This is a genomic window from Pseudomonas sp. GW822-FHT05A08, assembly GCF_058800485.1.
Genome location: NZ_CM179511.1, coordinates 1660465 through 1677689, shown reverse-complemented (window position 1 = coordinate 1677689; position 17225 = coordinate 1660465). Strand labels below are relative to the sequence as shown.

General features: G+C 63.6%; 20 protein-coding genes. 12 read left to right on the top strand and 8 right to left on the bottom strand.

Translation table 11 applies throughout. From position 1 onward, the window contains the following. Window positions 1–19 precede the first annotated feature (19 nt). Window positions 20–2164 carry an ATP-dependent DNA helicase DinG gene (gene dinG, locus AC3RCP_RS07605; protein WP_492569464.1) on the bottom strand — a complete coding sequence of 715 codons (2145 nt, stop codon included), beginning with the start codon at window positions 2162–2164 and terminating at the stop codon, window positions 20–22. Between the two features lie 99 nt (window positions 2165–2263). On the opposite strand from dinG, the gene AC3RCP_RS07600 reads away from it, so the two are divergent. Further along, window positions 2264–2728 (top strand): CopD family protein, encoded by a 465-nt coding sequence (locus AC3RCP_RS07600; RefSeq protein ID WP_492569462.1) that lies wholly within the window; start codon window positions 2264–2266, stop codon window positions 2726–2728. A 117-nt stretch (window positions 2729–2845) separates the two neighbouring features. Here AC3RCP_RS07600 and AC3RCP_RS07595 read toward each other — a convergent pair whose 3' ends face one another. The 4 genes from AC3RCP_RS07595 to AC3RCP_RS07580 all read right to left on the bottom strand — a co-directional run bounded on the left by AC3RCP_RS07595 (window position 2846) and on the right by AC3RCP_RS07580 (window position 5508). Continuing rightward, window positions 2846–3604 carry a collagen-like protein gene (locus AC3RCP_RS07595; RefSeq protein ID WP_492569460.1) on the bottom strand — a complete coding sequence of 253 codons (759 nt, stop codon included), beginning with the start codon at window positions 3602–3604 and terminating at the stop codon, window positions 2846–2848. Continuing rightward, window positions 3597–3875, bottom strand: a complete 279-nt coding sequence (locus AC3RCP_RS07590; protein WP_101337019.1) for a DUF1145 domain-containing protein — start codon at window positions 3873–3875, stop codon at window positions 3597–3599. Before AC3RCP_RS07590 ends, AC3RCP_RS07595 begins: the two co-directional genes overlap by 8 nt. Before the next feature lie 118 nt (window positions 3876–3993). After that, a complete protein-coding gene (locus tag AC3RCP_RS07585; protein ID WP_492569458.1) occupies window positions 3994–4713 on the bottom strand; it encodes a PA1041 family peptidoglycan-binding anchor lipoprotein in 720 nt (239 codons plus the stop codon). 102 nt (window positions 4714–4815) lie between these two features. Further along, window positions 4816–5508: a PA1041 family peptidoglycan-binding anchor lipoprotein gene (locus AC3RCP_RS07580; RefSeq protein ID WP_101337017.1), complete on the bottom strand. Its 693-nt coding sequence runs from the start codon at window positions 5506–5508 to the stop codon at window positions 4816–4818. A 195-nt stretch (window positions 5509–5703) separates the two neighbouring features. Here AC3RCP_RS07580 and AC3RCP_RS07575 point away from each other — a divergent pair, with 195 nt between their 5' ends. The 4 genes from AC3RCP_RS07575 (at window position 5704) to AC3RCP_RS07560 (ending at window position 7446) form a co-directional block, all read left to right on the top strand. Continuing rightward, window positions 5704–6201 (top strand): DUF6231 family protein, encoded by a 498-nt coding sequence (locus AC3RCP_RS07575; protein WP_007923053.1) that lies wholly within the window; start codon window positions 5704–5706, stop codon window positions 6199–6201. 4 nt (window positions 6202–6205) lie between these two features. Continuing rightward, entirely contained in the window at window positions 6206–6682 is a 477-nt protein-coding gene (locus AC3RCP_RS07570; RefSeq protein ID WP_101337016.1) for a YchJ family protein, read from the top strand. 72 nt (window positions 6683–6754) lie between these two features. After that, complete coding sequence (locus tag AC3RCP_RS07565; protein ID WP_053259848.1) at window positions 6755–7249, top strand: LEA/WHy family protein; 495 nt, start codon at window positions 6755–6757, stop codon at window positions 7247–7249. Further along, window positions 7246–7446 carry an SEC-C metal-binding domain-containing protein gene (locus AC3RCP_RS07560; protein WP_007923047.1) on the top strand — a complete coding sequence of 67 codons (201 nt, stop codon included), beginning with the start codon at window positions 7246–7248 and terminating at the stop codon, window positions 7444–7446. The genes AC3RCP_RS07565 and AC3RCP_RS07560 overlap by 4 nt, the downstream gene beginning before the upstream one ends. A 107-nt stretch (window positions 7447–7553) precedes the next feature. Here AC3RCP_RS07560 and AC3RCP_RS07555 read toward each other — a convergent pair whose 3' ends face one another. Further along, window positions 7554–8114, bottom strand: coding sequence for a cysteine hydrolase family protein (locus tag AC3RCP_RS07555; protein ID WP_101337014.1), 561 nt, complete (start codon window positions 8112–8114; stop codon window positions 7554–7556). A 147-nt stretch (window positions 8115–8261) separates the two neighbouring features. Between AC3RCP_RS07555 and AC3RCP_RS07550 the strand changes: the two genes are divergently transcribed. The 7 genes from AC3RCP_RS07550 to AC3RCP_RS07520 all read left to right on the top strand — a co-directional run bounded on the left by AC3RCP_RS07550 (window position 8262) and on the right by AC3RCP_RS07520 (window position 16025). After that, window positions 8262–8906 carry a glutathione binding-like protein gene (locus AC3RCP_RS07550; protein WP_492569455.1) on the top strand — a complete coding sequence of 215 codons (645 nt, stop codon included), beginning with the start codon at window positions 8262–8264 and terminating at the stop codon, window positions 8904–8906. Between the two features lie 184 nt (window positions 8907–9090). Next, window positions 9091–11514 carry a penicillin acylase family protein gene (locus tag AC3RCP_RS07545; protein WP_492569453.1) on the top strand — a complete coding sequence of 808 codons (2424 nt, stop codon included), beginning with the start codon at window positions 9091–9093 and terminating at the stop codon, window positions 11512–11514. 319 nt (window positions 11515–11833) lie between these two features. Continuing rightward, window positions 11834–12616: a transporter substrate-binding domain-containing protein gene (locus AC3RCP_RS07540; RefSeq protein ID WP_007923900.1), complete on the top strand. Its 783-nt coding sequence runs from the start codon at window positions 11834–11836 to the stop codon at window positions 12614–12616. Window positions 12617–12672: 56 nt separating this feature from the next. Beyond that, complete coding sequence (locus tag AC3RCP_RS07535) at window positions 12673–13401, top strand: ABC transporter permease (RefSeq protein WP_009042461.1); 729 nt, start codon at window positions 12673–12675, stop codon at window positions 13399–13401. Continuing rightward, entirely contained in the window at window positions 13398–14108 is a 711-nt protein-coding gene (locus AC3RCP_RS07530; protein WP_087091473.1) for an ABC transporter permease, read from the top strand. Before AC3RCP_RS07535 ends, AC3RCP_RS07530 begins: the two co-directional genes overlap by 4 nt. 20 nt (window positions 14109–14128) lie before the next feature. After that, entirely contained in the window at window positions 14129–15247 is a 1119-nt protein-coding gene (locus AC3RCP_RS07525; protein ID WP_492569451.1) for a succinylglutamate desuccinylase/aspartoacylase family protein, read from the top strand. A gap of 13 nt (window positions 15248–15260) precedes the next feature. Further along, window positions 15261–16025, top strand: coding sequence for an ABC transporter ATP-binding protein (locus tag AC3RCP_RS07520; RefSeq protein WP_101337010.1), 765 nt, complete (start codon window positions 15261–15263; stop codon window positions 16023–16025). Between the two features lie 77 nt (window positions 16026–16102). On the opposite strand, the gene AC3RCP_RS07515 is transcribed toward AC3RCP_RS07520, so the two are convergent. Both AC3RCP_RS07515 and dcd read right to left on the bottom strand, forming a co-directional pair. After that, the gene (locus AC3RCP_RS07515) at window positions 16103–16309 is read right to left on the bottom strand and encodes a hypothetical protein (protein WP_007923905.1); all 207 of its coding nucleotides are present in this window, start codon (window positions 16307–16309) and stop codon (window positions 16103–16105) included. A 106-nt stretch (window positions 16310–16415) separates the two neighbouring features. Next, on the bottom strand, window positions 16416–16982 hold the full coding sequence (gene dcd / locus AC3RCP_RS07510; RefSeq protein ID WP_007923906.1) for a dCTP deaminase: 567 nt from the start codon (window positions 16980–16982) through the stop codon (window positions 16416–16418). Between the last annotated feature and the right edge of the window lie 243 nt (window positions 16983–17225).

The window sequence follows — 17225 nt, the reverse complement described above, 5'->3', positions numbered from 1 at the left end:
GCCTACAGGCCGACCGCGCTCAGGAAATTTCCCGGCGGAACGGCGGCAGCGCATTGAGAATAGCCTTGCCATAACGCTGGGTGACCAGGCGCCGGTCCAGCAGGGTGATGGTGCCGCGGTCCTGTTCGGTACGCAGCAGGCGACCACAGGCCTGGACCAGCTTGAGCGAGGCGTCCGGCACCGAGATCTCCATGAACGGATTGCCGCCCCTGGCTTCGATCCACTCGGCCAACGCGGCCTCCACCGGATCGTCCGGCACCGAGAACGGGATCTTGGCGATCACCACGTGCTCGCAGTAAGCGCCGGGCAGGTCCACACCCTCGGCAAAGCTGGCCAGGCCGAACAGCACGCTGGAATCGCCGCCATCGACCCGCGCCTTGTGCTTGTTCAAAGTTTCCTGTTTCGACAGGTTGCCTTGAATGAACACCTGCTTGCGCCAGTCGCGGTCGAGGCCGTCGAACACGTCCTGCATCTGCTTGCGCGACGAGAACAGCACCAGGGTGCCCCGCGAGCCTTCCACCAGTTCCGGCAGGTCGCGGATGATCGCTGCGGTGTGGGCCGGCGCATCCCGTGGGTCGGCGCGCAGGTCGGGGACGCGCAGCACCCCGGCATCGGCGTGATGGAAGGGGCTGGGCACCACCGCCGTCACGGCCTTTTTCGGCAGCCCGGCACGCATGCGGAAGCGGTCGAAGGAGCCCAGGGCGGTCAGGGTGGCGGAGGTCACGAGCGCGCCATAGGCCACGTTCCACAGGTTGCGACGGAGCATCTCCGCGGCGAGGATCGGGCTGGCGTTGACCTCGATGTCGAACAGCGAGCCGCTTTCCGCCAGGGTCAGCCAGCGTGCCATCGGCGGGTTGTCTTCCGGGTCTTCGGTGGTGAAGGCGGTCCACAGCTCCCAGTTGCCCGAGGAGCGGGACAGCAGGCTGCCGAACAGCGGGTACCACTCTTCGGCCTGGTTGCTGGCGATGCCGATATTGACCTCGCCGTCCATGCCTTCCTTGAGCAGGTCGGTCAGGCGGGTGAACAGGTCGGTCAGGCGCGAGAAGCCTTTTTTCAGCTCGATGCCCATTTCACGCATATGGTCGGGGATCAGCCCGCCGACAAAACGATGGCGCGGCCGCTCGCGGCCTTCCATGTCTTCGCCGGTCTTGAAGTCGGCCAGTTGTTCGCAGGCGGTGAACATGAACTGCTGCTGGGTCTTGATCTCCCGCGCCAGCTCCGGCACCTGCTCGATCAGCTTGCCCAGATCGCCCGGCAACGGGTGCTGGGCCAGCAGCTTGGTGAGGTTCTTGGCGGTCTGCTCCAGCCAGTCGGCGGTGGAGCGCAGGCGAGTGTAATGGGCGAAGTGGCCGATGGCCTTGTCCGGCAGGTGATGGCCTTCGTCGAACACATAGAGGGTGTCGCGCGGGTCCGGCAACACCGCGCCGCCACCCAGGGCCAGGTCGGCCAGGACCATGTCGTGGTTGGTGACGATCACGTCGACCTTGCCCATGCCTTCGCGGGCCTTGTAGAAGGCGCACTGGCCGAAGTTCGGGCAATGGCGGTTGGTGCACTGGCTGTGATCGGTGGTCAGGCGCGCCCAGTCAGAGTCCTCCAGGGCGGTGGGCCAGCTGTCGCGGTCACCGTCCCATTTATTGCCGGCGAGCTTCTCGATCATGCTGGTGAACAGCTTCTGGCTGGCCTCGTCGACCTCGATCTTGAAGCCTTCTTCTTCGAACAGCTGGGCGGTGGCGGTTTGCGCGTGGCCTTCCTGCAGCAGCATGTCGAGCTTGGACAGGCACATGTAGCGGCCACGGCCCTTGGCCAGGGAGAAGGTGAAGTTCAGCCCGCTGTTGCGCATCAGGTCGGGCAGATCCTTGTAGACGATCTGCTCCTGCAGGGCGACGGTGGCGGTGGCGATCACCAGGCGCTTCCCGGCGGCCTTGGCGGTCGGGATCGCGGCCAGGCTGTAGGCCACGGTCTTGCCGGTACCGGTGCCCGCTTCCACGGCCACCACGGCCGGGTCGCCGGAGCGCCGGCCTTCGTCATCGGTGTCGACATCGCCCAGGACCTTGGCCACTTCGGCGATCATCAGGCGCTGGCCGTAACGCGGTTTCAGGCTCTTGGCTTCGAGAAAACGCGAGTAGGCGCCCTGGATCGTGGTTTTGAGTTCGTTGCTGATCATGGTTCTTCGGGCGCGAGAAACGCTGGATAAATTTTCAGTGGTTCGGATCGGCCGCTATCATACCCCGCTAATTCATCCCGCGCAGAACGGAGTACCCGAATGACAGCCTTTGCCCTTGCCTACACCCTGCATGTCCTGGCCGCCCTGGTCTGGGTCGGCGGCATGTTTTTCGCCTGGATGGTGCTGCGCCCCGCGGCGGCGGTGGCCCTTGAGGGGCCGGCGCGGTTGAAGCTGTGGGCAGAAGTGTTCCCACGGTTTTTCGTCTGGGTCTGGGTCGCGGTGGTGCTGTTGCCGATCAGCGGCGTCGGCCTGATCCACCTGCGTTTCAGCGGCTTCGAGACCGCACCGCGTTATGTGCAGGTGATGATGGGCCTGTATGTGGTGATGACCGCGCTGTTTATCCGGATCCAGTCGTTGCAGCTGCCAGCGCTGCGTCAGGCGGTGGCGGCCGAGGACTGGCCGACGGGGGCCACGACCTTGGGCAATATTCGGAAATTGGTAGGGATCAATCTGATCATCGGCCTGTTGCTGGTGGCCGTGGCGGCGGCCCGGCCGATGTTCTAAAAGCCGATACCGGAAAAAGCATCGCGGGCAGCCTCGCGCCTACAGACAGCACAATCGTGTAGGAGCGAGGCTTGCCCGCGATAGCGTCAGAGTCAGCAGCGCCTGTTCGAAGGCCGCCTACAGGCGTTGCACGGTTACCGAACCCGCGGGGCCTGCCGGCCCTGCATGGCCTTCGGCGCCAGGACGGCCACTCTTGCCACCGTCGGCGCGATAGACGAAGCAGCCTTTGGCCTTGCCACCGGCCCCGGGTTTGCCGCCCGCACCGGCCACACCGCCGGCCCCACCATCGACTAAGACCTTGATCTGCTCCGCCGGATAATCCCGCGGCAGCTCGACCCGCACCTGGGCGCCCGCCGCCCCCGGCTGGCCATCACCGCCGTTGTCGCCATCGGCGCCACGCCCGGCCTGGCCCCAGGTGCAACCCGGCTCCTCGCCGTTGGCGCCATCGAGGCCGACATAACCCGGCGCGCCGGTGCCACCGCGCGCATCCACCGAAAGCTCCCCGGCCTGCAGCGAGGTGATGCGCAGCGTCAGGTTACGTCCGGGCTTGGCCGCCTTCTCATAGGTCCCCGGAGCCCCGCGGGAGGTGATCTGGCTGCCGGCCTCCAGATCGGCATGGTCGATGTCCAGTTGCAGGCTTTGTTCAGCTGGAACGATAGCGATCCGCGCTTCGCGCCCCAGGCGCAACTCGCCGACCTTGACCTCGGTGACCGTGGACGGAATCAGCAAGGTGCCGTAGTCGGCCACTTCCAGGCGTTCCAGTTGCAGGCTGCTGGTGGTGTTGGGAAGGCGCATCAGGGAGTGGGTCTCGACTGTCACCACCTGGGCCTGGACCAGTGGGCTGCACAATGCCGCGAGCAGGCAGAGCTTACGCATGAGCGGCCTCCACAGGCTTCGCCGCCTTGAAGGTTTGCAAGTGGAAAATACCGGTCAGGAGAATCTGCAGGCGATCGCGCCAAGGGTGGGCACGGCCTTTGAGGCTGCCGTTGAACAGCAGCAACTCCATCAGGTGGGTCAGTAGCAACAGGCTGCCTGCCAGATTGAGCAACAGATGAATCGGATTGATCAGCGGGCTGACCAGATTAAATAGCACCAGCAACCAGAACAGCAGCGTCAACAACTTGCCCAGCCCCCAAAACACCTTCATATGCCCCCCTTTGCGAGTTTTTCTTTGCGCGCACAGTAACGACTTCGGCGAGGCATAAGCCAGAGGGCGGCGAAAATTCTCCCGCCGCCGCCTGCCAAGCCGCCCTGGCGCCTGGTGATCAACGCTGAATATGCAGCTCCACCCGACGGTTCTGCGCCCGCCCTTCTTCGGTGGCGTTGTCGGCGACCGGCTCGCTCTCGCCCTTGCCCTGGCTGGTCAGTTTGTCCGGTGCCAGGCCTTGGCTCAGGAGGAATGCGACGACGCTGCTGGCGCGGCGTTCGGAGAGTTTCTGGTTGTATTCATCCGTCCCTTGGCTGTCGGTGTGGCCGACCACCTTGATGCTCTGCACGTCGGCGCCCTGAAGCTTGGCCAGCAGCCCCAGCAGCTGGTTTTGCGCTTCGGGGGTCAGCTGCGCCGAGTCGAAGGCAAACAGCACATCGCCCTGATCGCTGAGGGTGATCACCTCGGATTGCGCCGCCGGCTCGGCTGCCGGTGCGGCCGGGTATTGCGGCAGCGGGCAGCCGCGGTTGTCGACCGGGGTATTGGCCGGGGTATCCGGGCAACGGTCACGGCGGTCGAACACGCCGTCATCGTCCTTGTCGCCATCCTGGGCGTAGCAGATCAAGCCACCGGTCACCAGGCCGAACGCCGCTCCGCCCGCGGCCCAGCCACCGCTTTCAATGGCGCCCAGGCCGCCGCCCACCAGGCCGCCAAGCAGGCTGCAGACCGGCCACGTACGCTGGTTGAGGGGGGCAGTGCCGTCGCTGTGGGTAGCACAGCCTGTGAGCAGGCTGCCGAGCAGTAGAACCGGCAAGGCGGCTCGCGAGAGAAGACTCATCATGAATGCTCCTGTGTCACCGGCCCATACCGGTCACACAGGAGTAAAGACCCGCATGGGCGGCTGCACAAGCCGCCCATGCCAGGCAATCACGCCGGGCAATCAGCGGTTGATTTTGATTTCCGTGCGACGGTTCATCGCCCGGCCATCGGCGGTCTTGTTATCCGCAACCGGTTGGCTTTCGCCAGCACCGACGACCGAAACGAAACTGCTGCGGGGTACGCCCGCGCTGATCAGGTACTCGGTCACCGAGCGCGCGCGCTTTTCCGAGAGGCGCTGGTTGTAGGCATCGCTGCCCACGCTGTCGGTGTGCCCGGTCACGCGCAGCTGCGCACTCGGGGCTTCCTGTTTCAGGCGTGTGGCGATGGTGTCGAGCTTGGTTTTGTCAGCGGTCGTCAATTTGGCCGAGTCGAATTCGAAGTGCACGTCACGGATGACAATGGTCTCTTCCTTGACCACCACCACTTCCTCGACCACTGCTACAGGCTCTGGCGGGCAACCGTTGGCGTCCACTTGCACGCCTTTAGGCGTGCCAGGGCACTTGTCGCGGCTGTCCGGCACGCCATCGCCGTCTTCGTCGCCATCTCCATGCACCCAGCAATAACCGGCCGCGACGCCGGCGCCCAGCAAGGCGCCGTATCCCGCCCAGGACGAGCTTTCAATCGCGCCCAACGCAGCCCCACCGACACCCCCGACAGCAGCGCAGGTCGGCCAATCGGTTTTCTGCAAACCTGCGCAACCAGTCAACACACTGGTTAGCAGAACCAAGGGTAATGCTGTCCGAACTATGCTCATCTAGTTATCTCCTGAGGGAATCGGCTTAGAACCGATTGGGGGAGTAAAGACCTGGCTTTAAATCTCCGCCAGCATCAGGCCGGCGGGCTTTGCCCCTGGATTTACCCAGGATCGGCTGTCATTTCAGACAAAACGGCTCTAGGCCCGCGGGTCCGGGCAGGCTAGTCTTTGCCACTCAAAGAGTGAGGAACTTCGATGACCGCAGGTATTTCTTCGCGCACGCCCCAGCAGGCCCTGGCCGCCCTGCTCGATCGCTACGCCCCGCAACAGCTGCTGCTGATCGGTGCCAGCGGGTTTCCGGCCCTGGAGGCGTTTCGCCAGGCACACCCCGAGACCGTCATTGCCCAGACAGCGCCCGGCCCATTGCCGGCGGAACTGGCGGCGCGCCGTTTCGACCTGGCGCTGGCGGTCGACTGCCTGGAGCATCTGCCCAAACGCGACGGCCTGAACCTGCTCGGCGGCATCCGCAACCTCAACGCCAGCCGCATCGCGGTACTGGCCGACCTGAACGCCTGCGGCTGGCAGGAGACCGACTTTTTCTCCCTGGCCCTGCAGGCCAGCGAACGTTTCCAGCGCGACGAACAGGTCCTGACCCTGTTCACCTACGATCTGCTTGAATACAAACAAGTGCCCGACTGGCTCAATTCCAGGTTCTGGGCGAACCCGGAAAACTTCGGAAAGTACTGGTGGTAATGCAATGAGTACCTCTATTTGTCCCTGCGGCAGCGGCAACCTGCTGGATGCCTGCTGCGGCCACTACCACGCCGGCCACCCCGCGCCCTGCGCCGAGGCCCTGATGCGCTCGCGCTACAGCGCCTACGTGCTGGGCCTGGTGGATTATCTGGTGGCCACCACGCTGCCGGCGCAACAGAGCGGCCTGGATCGCCAGTCCATCGGCGACTGGAGCGCGCAAAGCACCTGGCTGGGCCTGGAAGTCGAAAGCTCGGAAGTCTTCGGCGGCCAGCCGGAGCACGCCTTTGTCACCTTCACCGCGCGCTGGCACGACAGCCACGGCGAACACAGCCATCGCGAACGCTCATCCTTCGTGCAGAACAGCGGGCACTGGTATTTCATCGACCCGACCGTGCAACTCAAGGCCGGCCGCAACGACGCCTGCCCCTGCGCCAGCGGGCAGAAATTCAAGAAGTGCTGCGCCGGCTACTTCACCAGCTGAATACCCGCCCCTGAGCCTGTCCTCGCGTGCGCTCCATGGTTGCTAGACTGGGAGTTCAAACGGAGTAACGCCATGGTCGTTCAGCTGCGCGCACTACGGACCCTCGGACTGCTCACGGTGCTGGCGCTTTCAGGCTGCGCCTCGTGGTTCGTCGACGACACCCTCGACCCGCAGGTGCACCTGGTCAAGGTCGAGGTGATCAAGGCGAATTTGCTGGAGCAGCGCCTGCTCCTGCACTTTCGGGTCGACAACCCCAACGATGCCGACCTGACCGTCCGCGCCCTGGAATACCGGGTTCATCTTGGCGACGTGTTGCTGGCGGAGGGTGAGCATGAACACTGGTTCACCATCGGCCCCAAACACAGCGCCTACTTCCAGGTCCCCGTGCGCACCAACCTGTGGCCGCAGATTCGCCAGGTGGTGAAATGGCTGAAGGAACCGCAGCAACCGATCCCCTATCGTCTGGACGGTTTGCTGGAAACCGGATTATTCATCGGCCATGACGTGCACCTGGCGCGCAAAGGCGAGATAATTCCCGCCGATTTTATTCCGGAGCAACCTCGATGACCCAGCAACCCCATGTCCATGGCCCTGACTGCAACCACGATCATGACCACCACGATCACGACCACGGCCATGTTCACGGTCCGCATTGCAACCACGCTCACCAGGAGCCGGTGCGCAACGCCTTGAAAGATGTCGGCCGCAATGACCCTTGCCCATGTGGCAGCAGCAAGAAATTCAAGAAGTGCCACGGCGCCTGATGGCGTAACGCCCGGCCTTTATCTTCTGTAGGAGCGAAGCTTGCTCGCGATGCAGGCGCCTCGGACCTTACGGTGCCAAGACGTTCTGATCGCGAGCAAGCTCGCGCCTACAAGGGCGAGTGAAGAATCTGCTGGGTTGTAGTCACCGTCGCATACTCGCCATGCAGATTGCCCAGCGACATGGCATGCACCTCCTCGGCGCTGTGGGCCTGGCCGAAAAAGTCGGCCTTGTCGAAGGTGTAGCAGGCGTCTTCCACCACCCAGGTATCGAACCCCAGGTTGCCGGCGGTCCGCGCCGTCGACTCCACCGAGTTGTGGGTCGCCACGCCGACGATCACCAGCTGGCCTATCCCGGCCTTGCGTAAATCGGCCTCCAGGGTCGTGGCGCAGAAGGCATCCGGCACTTGCTTCTGGATCACCGCCTCAGCGCCCAGCGGCATGAACCGCTGCTGAAACTCCACTCCCGACTGCCCCGGCCAGAACACCGACTGCTCGCTACGGGACAGATGCTGCACATGGATCAACGGCCGCGCCGTCTGGCGCCAGTAAGCCAGCAACTCGACGATGCGTTCCTCGGCCTCGGGGTTGTTACGCCGCCCGAGCCGGGGATGCAGGATGCCCTGTTGCTGATCGATCAGGATCAGCGCCGCATTGGTCTGAAGCTCCATGCTGACTTTTCTCACCTTGGGTCATTGAATTCCACGCACTTCAACATCACCTCTCCCGACAGGCAAGCCGTCGAACGTAAACCGGACCACCGAATACCGCTGTTTGCTGTCCGTAGCAGAATGTCCTTCGTTTACCTGGAGAGTTCCATGATCGATCTGTATTACTGGACCACCCCCAACGGCCACAAGATTTCCCTGTTCCTCGAGGAAACCGGCCTGCCCTACAGCCTGCACCCGGTCAACATTGGCCAGGGCGAACAGTTCAAGCCCGAGTTCCTGAAGATCGCGCCGAACAACCGGATCCCCGCCATCGTCGACCATCAGCCGGCCGACGGCGGCGCGCCGCTGTCGCTGTTCGAGTCCGGGGCGATTCTGCTGTACCTGGCGGAAAAGACCGGGCAGTTCCTGCCCAAGGACCTGCGTGGCCGCCAGGAAGCCCTGCAGTGGCTGTTCTGGCAGATGGGCGGCCTGGGGCCGATGGCCGGGCAGAACCACCATTTCAGCCAGTTCGCCCCGCAGAAGATCCCCTACGCGATCAAACGCTACGTCGATGAAACCGCGCGGTTGTACGGGGTGCTGGACCGACGCCTGGCGGACCGGGATTTCGTCGCCGGCAGCGAATACAGCATTGCCGACATGGCGATCTATCCATGGGTCGTTTCCCACAAGTGGCAAAGCCAGAACCTGGAAGATTTCCCCAACCTGCACCGCTGGTTCAACCGCATCCTCGATCGCCCGGCGACCGCGCGCGCCTACGCCATCGCCGCACGGATCAACCCACCCAAATCCTGAGGCCCGATAGCCCATCGCCGGCCCGCCAACTGCGGTAGTTGCTCCGTTTCGAGCAACCACCGGGCGGGCGGTGCGGGCTATTTACCCGGCAACGCAGAAATACTCTCGGCCCCCGCTTGCGCGGCACTCGCCTGCTCACTAACGTAGCGCCTTTATCGACGCTACCCCCCGCAGGAGCTTTGCCATGGCCTCGCCAGCCTTCTCACATTTTCTTCCCCGGTTCGGCGTTGCCGCGGCAGTGGCCGGCGTTCTCAGCCTGGCCGGTTGCCAGTCATGGAACACCCAGGACAGCCTGCCGCCGACCTCCGGCGTGCAGCCGCTCAAGGGCCTGGCCCAGAACGTTTCGGTGCGGCGCAATGCCATGGGCATGCCGCTGATCGAAAGCAACACCTTTCACGATGCGTTGTTCGCCCTGGGTTACGTGCACGCCAGCGACCGGATCAACCAGATGGTGACCCTGCGCCTGCTGGCCCAGGGCCGGCTGGCCGAGATGTCCGGCGCCGATGCACTGGACATCGACCGCTACATGCGCGCGGTCAACCTGAAGAACAGTGCCGGCGAGCTGTACAAAGCCTCGTCCCCGCGGATCAAGCGCTTCTTCGAGGTTTACGCCCGCGGAGTCAACGCCTACCTGTTCCGCTATCGCGACAAGCTGCCGCCGGACCTGGCCGCCACCGGCTACAAGCCCGAATACTGGAAGCCGGAAGATTCGGCGCTGATTTTCTGCCTGTTGAACTTCAGCCAGTCGGCCAACCTGCCGGAAGAAATCAACGCCCTGGTGCTGGCGCAGAAAGTCGGCGCCGACAAGCTCGCCTGGCTAACCCCAAGCTACCCGGACGAAGCGCTGCCGCTGGCCGAGAGCGACAAGCTCAAGGGTCTCAACCTGAATGTCCCGGGCCTGAGCGAAATCAGCAGCGCCGCCGGCAAGCTCGGCGAACTCAACTCGCTGAGCGTGGCCGGCGCCAGCAACTGGGCCATCGCGCCACAGCGCAGCCGCAGCGGCAGAAGCCTGCTGGCCGCCGACAGCCACTCGCCGGCGTGGAACCTGGTGCAGATCCGCGCGCCCAAGTACCAGGCCGCGGGCGCTTCGATCGCCGGCCTGCCGATGATCGTCCAGGGCTTCAACGGCCAGGTGGCCTGGAGCATGACCTCGGTCGCCGGCGACAACCAGGACCTGTTCCTGGAGAAACTCAAGCGCCAGGGCAATGCGCTGTATTACGAAGCCAACGGCAAATGGCTGCCGGCCGTGGTGCGTAACGAAACCTACTTCGTCAAAGGCCAGCGGCCGATTCGCGAGGCGGTCTATGAAACCCGTCACGGCGCCCTGCTCAACAGCGCCAGCAACCTGAGCGCCGGCTACGGCCTGGCCCTGCAACAGCCGGACCTTGCGGACGACAAGAGCCTGGATGCGTTCTTCGACCTGACGCGGGCGCAAAACGTGGAACGGGCCTCCGACGCCAGCCGCGAGATCCGCGCCATCGGCCTGAATATGCTGTTCGCCGATGCCAGCCATATCGGCTGGCAGGTCACCGGCCGCTTCCCCAACCGCCGTGAAGGCGAAGGCCTGCTGCCATCGCCGGGCTGGGAAGGCCGCTACGACTGGGACGGTTATGCCGACCCGATGCTCCACCCCTATGACCAGGACCCGGCACAAGGCTGGCTGGGCACCGCCAACCAGCGGATCATCCCCCACGGCTACGGCATGCAGCTGTCCAACTCCTGGTACTACCCCGAGCGTGGCGAACGCCTGGCCGAGCTGGCCGGCAGCGGCAAGCACGACGGGCGCAGCATGATCGCCATGCAGTACGACCAGACCACCACTTTCGCCACCAAGCTGAAGAAAATGTTCGAAGCCCCCGGCATGGCGCAGCCCCTGAAGAAAGCCATCGACGCCCTGCCCGAAGCAGACCGCAGCAAGGCCCGCGAGGCCTACAGCCGCCTGATGGCGTTCGACGGCAAACTCAGCCCGGTGTCGGCCGATGCGGCGATCTATGAGCTGTTCCTGCAGGAAAGCGCCCGGCAGATCTTCCTCGACAAACTGGGCCCGGAGTCCAGCCCCGCCTGGAAAGCCCTGGTGGCCAACGGCGCGCTGTCCTACTCGGCCCAGGCCGACCACCTGCTGGGCCAGGAAGACAGCCCGTTCTGGGATGACAGCCGCACCCCGCAGAAAGAAGACAAGCCGGCGATCCTCGCCCGCAGCCTGGCCGCCGCCATCAGCGCCGGTGAAAGCCAGCTGGGTGGCGACCGCCGGGCCTGGCAATGGGGCAAGCTGCACAGCTACAACTGGAAGAACGCCAGTGGCCAGGTGATTCGCGGGCCGCTGCAGGCCGGTGGCGATCACAGCACCCTGAACAGTTCGCCGTACCGCTGGGGCCAGGACTTCAATGTGACCCAGGCTCCGGCACTACGGCTGGTCGTCGATTTCGGCCAGAGCGAACCGCTGAGCGTGATGAACAGCAGCGGCCAGTCCGGCAACCCGGCCAGCCCGAACTACCTGAACGGCATCGACGCCTGGCTCAAGGGCCAGTACCTGAGCCTGCCGCTGCAACCGCAGAACTTCGACCGCCTCTATGGCAAGACCCGCCTGACCCTGGCGCCAGGCAAGTAACACCGGCCAGCCCGTCCCTCTGCACAAGGGGCGGGCTGGCGCCCGGTAACGCTTCAATCCCCTCACCGATCCGTCCCTGCCACGCTCTCGGCAGCCGCGCCCTTTCCTGCGCGAAATCTCCCACGCGCCCTATTGATGCAAGGCTTCCCACACGCTCTTTTTTGGGGCGCAGCCGACCCACGGCAGGCTCTCGCACCACCTTTTAAAACAGTTGTTCGGGACTCTGGTTCGGAAATTGCTACTTTCATTAAGTCTGACGCTTTGCAGTAACAGTACTAATGCGCCACAAGCGCTCATATTGGTTTTTAGGGATTGAATAATGAAAAAAGCATTGCTGACCCTTTCTGCACTGGCTCTCTGCATGGCCGCCGGCTCCGCGCTGGCCAAGGAATACAAGGAACTGCGCTTCGGCGTTGACCCGTCCTACGCACCTTTTGAATCCAAGGCCGCCGACGGCAGCCTGGTCGGCTTCGACATCGATCTGGGCAATGCCATCTGTGCCGAACTGAAGGTCAAGTGCAAATGGGTCGAAAGCGACTTCGACGGCATGATCCCGGGCCTTAAAGCCAATAAATTCGACGGCGTGATCTCATCCATGACCGTCACCCCGGCCCGCGAGAAAGTCATCGATTTCTCCAACGAACTGTTCTCCGGCCCGACTTCCTTCGTGTTCAAGAAAGGTTCCGGCCTGACCGAAGACACCGCCTCGCTCAAGGGCAAGACTGTCGGCTACGAGCAGGGCACCATCCAGGAAGCCTACGCCAAGGCCGTGCTGGACAAGGCTGGGGTGAAAACCCAGGCCTACCAGAACCAGGACCAGGTGTATGCCGACCTGATTTCCGGACGCCTCGATGCCTCGATCCAGGACATGCTGCAAGCCGAGCTGGGCTTCCTGAAGTCGCCACAAGGCGCCGACTACGAGGTGAGCAAGCCAGTGGACAGCCCGCTGCTGCCGGCCAAGACAGCTATCGGTATCTCCAAAGGTAACAAAGAGCTCAAGGCGCTTCTGGATAAAGGTATCAAAGCGTTACACGACGATGGCACCTACGCCACCATTCAGAAAAAGCACTTTGGCGATCTGAATCTCTACAGCGGTAAATAAGCTCCTGGCGCCCATCCTCGATGGGCGCCTTTTTTATCGCCACAGGTCTCTGATTTATGTTCGAAGAACTTCTGCAAACCCTCGGGCTTTCCGCCTTCAGCCTCAAGGGGTTCGGTCCGTTGTTGCTGGAAGGCACCTGGATGACCATCAAACTCTCGGTATTGTCGCTGTTACTCAGTGTCCTGCTCGGCCTGCTCGGCGCCAGCGCCAAACTCTCGCGGCTGGGCCTGCTGCGCCTGCCCGCCCAGCTCTACACCACGCTGATCCGCGGCGTACCGGACCTGGTGCTGATGCTGCTGATTTTCTACAGCCTGCAAACCTGGCTGACCACCTTCACCAACTTCATGGAATGGGAATACATCGAGATCGACCCGTTCAGCGCCGGGGTCATCACCCTGGGCTTCATTTATGGGGCGTACTTCACCGAAACCTTCCGTGGCGCCATCCTCGCCGTGCCGCGCGGGCAGATAGAAGCCGCCACCGCCTACGGCCTCAAGCGCGGCCAGCGTTTTCGCTTCGTGGTGTTTCCGCAGATGATGCGTTTTGCCCTGCCGGGTATCGGCAATAACTGGATGGTGATGCTCAAGGCCACCGCGCTGGTGTCGATCATCGGCCTGGCCGACCTGGTCAAGGCGGCCCAGGATGCCGGCAAGAGCACCTATCAGTTGTTCTACTTCCTGGTGCTGGCGGCGTTGATCTACCTGGTCATCACCAGCGCCTCCAATATTGTCCTGCGCTGGCTCGAACGCCGTTATGCCGCGGGCTCGCGGGAGGCGGTGCGATGATCGAGCTCCTGCAGGAATACTGGAGACCTTTCCTCTACAGCGACGGCTACAACGTCACCGGCCTGGCCATGACCATGTGGTTGCTCAGCGCCTCGATCTTCATCGGTTTCCTGGTGTCGATCCCGCTGTCCATCGCCCGGGTCTCGCCCAAGCTCTACCTACGCTGGCCGGTGCAGTTCTACACCTACCTGTTTCGCGGCACGCCGCTCTATATCCAGCTGCTGATCTGCTACACCGGGATCTACAGCATCGCCGCGATCCGCGCCCAGCCCGTGCTCGATGCGTTCTTTCGCGACGCGATGAACTGCACCATCCTCGCCTTCGCCCTGAATACCTGTGCCTACACCACGGAGATTTTCGCCGGGGCGATCCGCAGCATGGCCCACGGCGAGGTCGAGGCGGCCAAGGCCTACGGCCTCAGCGGCTGGAAGCTGTACGCCTACGTGATCATGCCGTCGGCCCTGCGCCGCTCGCTGCCCTACTACAGCAACGAAGTGATCCTGATGCTGCACTCGACCACCGTGGCCTTCACCGCGACCATCCCGGATGTGCTGAAAGTCGCCCGCGACGCCAACTCGGCCACCTTCATGACCTTCGAGTCCTTCGGCATCGCCGCACTGATCTACCTCACCGTGACCTTCGCCCTGGTCGGCCTGTTCCGCCTCGCCGAACGCCGCTGGCTGGCCTTCCTCGGGCCGACTCACTAGAACAAGGCAAATCATCATCCATGCGCCAACAGACTCATGATCTGCTCGCCCCGCTACCGGGGACCTCGCGCCAGATCCACAGCTTTCACTTCGGCCCCGAGCGGGCCGAAGGCAAGGTCTACATCCAGTCGTCGCTGCACGCCGATGAACTGCCGGGCATGCTCGTGGCCTGGCACCTCAAGGCACGCCTGGCGGAACTGGAGGCCCAGGGCCGCCTGCGCAACGAAATCGTCCTGGTGCCAGTGGCCAACCCGGCCGGCCTGGAACAGGTGCTGATGGACGTGCCGCTGGGCCGCTACGAGCTGGAAAGCGGGCAGAACTTCAATCGCTGGTTCCTCGACCTCGGCGAAGAGGTCGGCAACGACATCGAAGGCCAACTGGGCGACGATCCGCGGCATAACCGTGAAATCATCCGCGCCAGCCTGCGCAACGCCCTGGCGCGGCAGACCGCCGGCACCCAGTTGCAGTCCCAGCGCCTGGCCCTGCAGCGCCTGGCCTGCGACGCGGACATGGTGCTGGACCTGCATTGCGATTTCGAAGCCGTGGCCCATCTGTACACCACGCCCGAGGCCTGGCCGCAGGTCGAACCGCTGGCCCGCTATATCGGCTCGCAAGCTTGCCTGCTGGCCACCGATTCCGGCGGCCAGTCGTTCGACGAGTGCTTCACCCTGCTCTGGTGGCAATTGCAGCAGCGTTTCGGCGAGCGCTTCGCCATTCCCCACGGCAGCTTCTCGGTCACCGTCGAGCTGCGCGGCCAGGGCGACGTCAACCACGACCTGGCCAGCCGGGATTGCCAGGCCATACTGGATTATCTGAGCCATTTCGGCGCTATCGCCGGCGAGGCTCCGCCCATGCCCGAGTTGCCCTACCCGGCCACCCCGCTGGCCGGCGTGGAACCTGTGGCCACGCCTGTGGGCGGCCTGCTGGTGTTCACCGCCCTGCCCGGGGAGTACCTGGAAGCCGGGCAACAGGTGGCCGAAGTCATCGACCCGATCAACGATCGCGTCACCCCCATTCATTGCAGCTGCGCCGGCCTGCTCTACGCCCGCTCGCTGCGCCGCATGGCCACGGCCGGCATGGTGATCGCCCATGTCGCCGGCCGCGAAGCCTATCACAGCGGCTACCTACTTTCGCCTTGAGGATGCATGCCCCATGTACAAACTGACCATTGAAGGCCTGCATAAATGCTACGGCGACAATGAAGTGCTCAAAGGCGTTTCGCTCAAGGCGAAGACCGGCGACGTCATCAGCCTGATCGGCGCCAGCGGCTCGGGCAAAAGTACCTTTCTGCGCTGCATCAACTTCCTGGAAACCCCGGACGACGGCGCCATGAGCCTGGACGGCCAGCCGATCCGCATGGTCAAGGACCGCCATGGCATGCACGTGGCCGACGCCGACGAGCTGCAACGGATTCGCACCCGTCTGGCCATGGTGTTCCAGCATTTCAACCTGTGGAGCCACATGACGGTGCTGGAGAACATCACCATGGCGCCGCGCCGGGTGCTGGGGATCAGCAAGAGGGACGCCGAAGACCGCGCCCGGCGCTACCTGGACAAGGTCGGCCTGCCCGCCCGCGTGGCCGGCCAGTACCCGGCCTTTCTCTCCGGTGGCCAGCAACAGCGGGTGGCAATTGCCCGAGCCCTGGCGATGGAGCCGGAAGTGATGCTGTTCGACGAACCCACCTCGGCCCTCGACCCGGAGCTGGTGGGCGAAGTGCTCAAGGTGATCCAGGGCCTGGCCGAGGAAGGCCGGACCATGATCATGGTCACCCATGAAATGAGCTTCGCCCGCAAGGTGTCGAGCCAGGTGCTGTTCCTGCACAAGGGCCTGGTGGAAGAGGAAGGCGCGCCGGAAGAGGTGCTGGGCAACCCGAAGAGCGAGCGCTTGCAGCAGTTCCTCAGCGGTAACCTGAAGTAAGCCAGGCGCCGCTATGGACAAAGGCCAGCCCGCCGGTGGAGTCCGGCGGGCTGGCCTTTTTTATGAATTGGCGTCAATCAGGCGACAGGAGCGGGAGGCGGTTCGTCCGGCAAGGTCGGTTCGCCAGGTTCGGTCGGCTCGGCGGGTTGCGGGGTGTCCGGGTCGGGTTGACCGGGAATGCCGCCTGCCGCGCTGGGGTGTGCCAGCAATGACCAGGCCAGGACGCCGACCTGATTGGGCTCAAGTCTGGCAAGTGTGGCGCTTATAAGCGGATCGATCTTCATGAGGCACTCCTGAGCTAAGCACGGTCCGCTGTGCGCAAACCGGGGCAGTCCCCTGATTAGAGTATCTGCCCGCTGAGGAATTCCCGCTATTCGTCAGACGACGAACTCAGGTACGCGGCAGGGTCACGCCACGCTGGCCCTGGTATTTGCCGCCACGGTCCTTGTAGGACACTTCGCACTCTTCGTCGGACTCCAGGAACAGCATCTGCGCCACGCCTTCGTTGGCGTAGATCTTCGCCGGCAAGGTGGTGGTGTTGGAGAATTCCAGGGTCACGTGACCTTCCCACTCAGGCTCGAGGGGGGTGACGTTGACGATGATGCCGCAACGGGCGTAGGTGCTTTTACCCAGGCAGATGGTCAGCACGTTGCGCGGAATGCGGAAGTACTCGACGGTGCGGGCCAGGGCGAAGGAGTTCGGCGGAATGATGCACACGTCGCTCTTGATATCGACGAAGCTGCCGGCGTCGAAGTTTTTCGGATCGACGGTGGCCGAATTGATATTGGTGAACACCTTGAACTCATCGGCGCAACGCACATCGTAGCCGTAGCTCGACACACCGAAGGAAATCAGCCGCTCCGCGCCTTCGCCGCGCATCTGGCGCTCCACGAAAGGCTCGATCATGCCGTGCTCTTGCGCCATGCGGCGAATCCACTTGTCCGATTTGATGCTCATGGCGGGTGTCCTGAAATAGCGAGGTGGAAAAATTCTGTCCGGCATCTTACCGGGGTGCGCCTGCGGGTTCAAAGTCTGGGCCGCTTTTCTCGCTGAAAGCCGCAATACTTGCGGGCTGGAAGGTATGTACGGCACCGCCAGTCACTAAAAGCGCGAATCCTTGGCAAAGAACATTGGCAGGTTCCGGAAAAAGGGTTAAGGTGGCGCCACTGTGCTGCTTGTGTCACTGAGAATCTCTACACG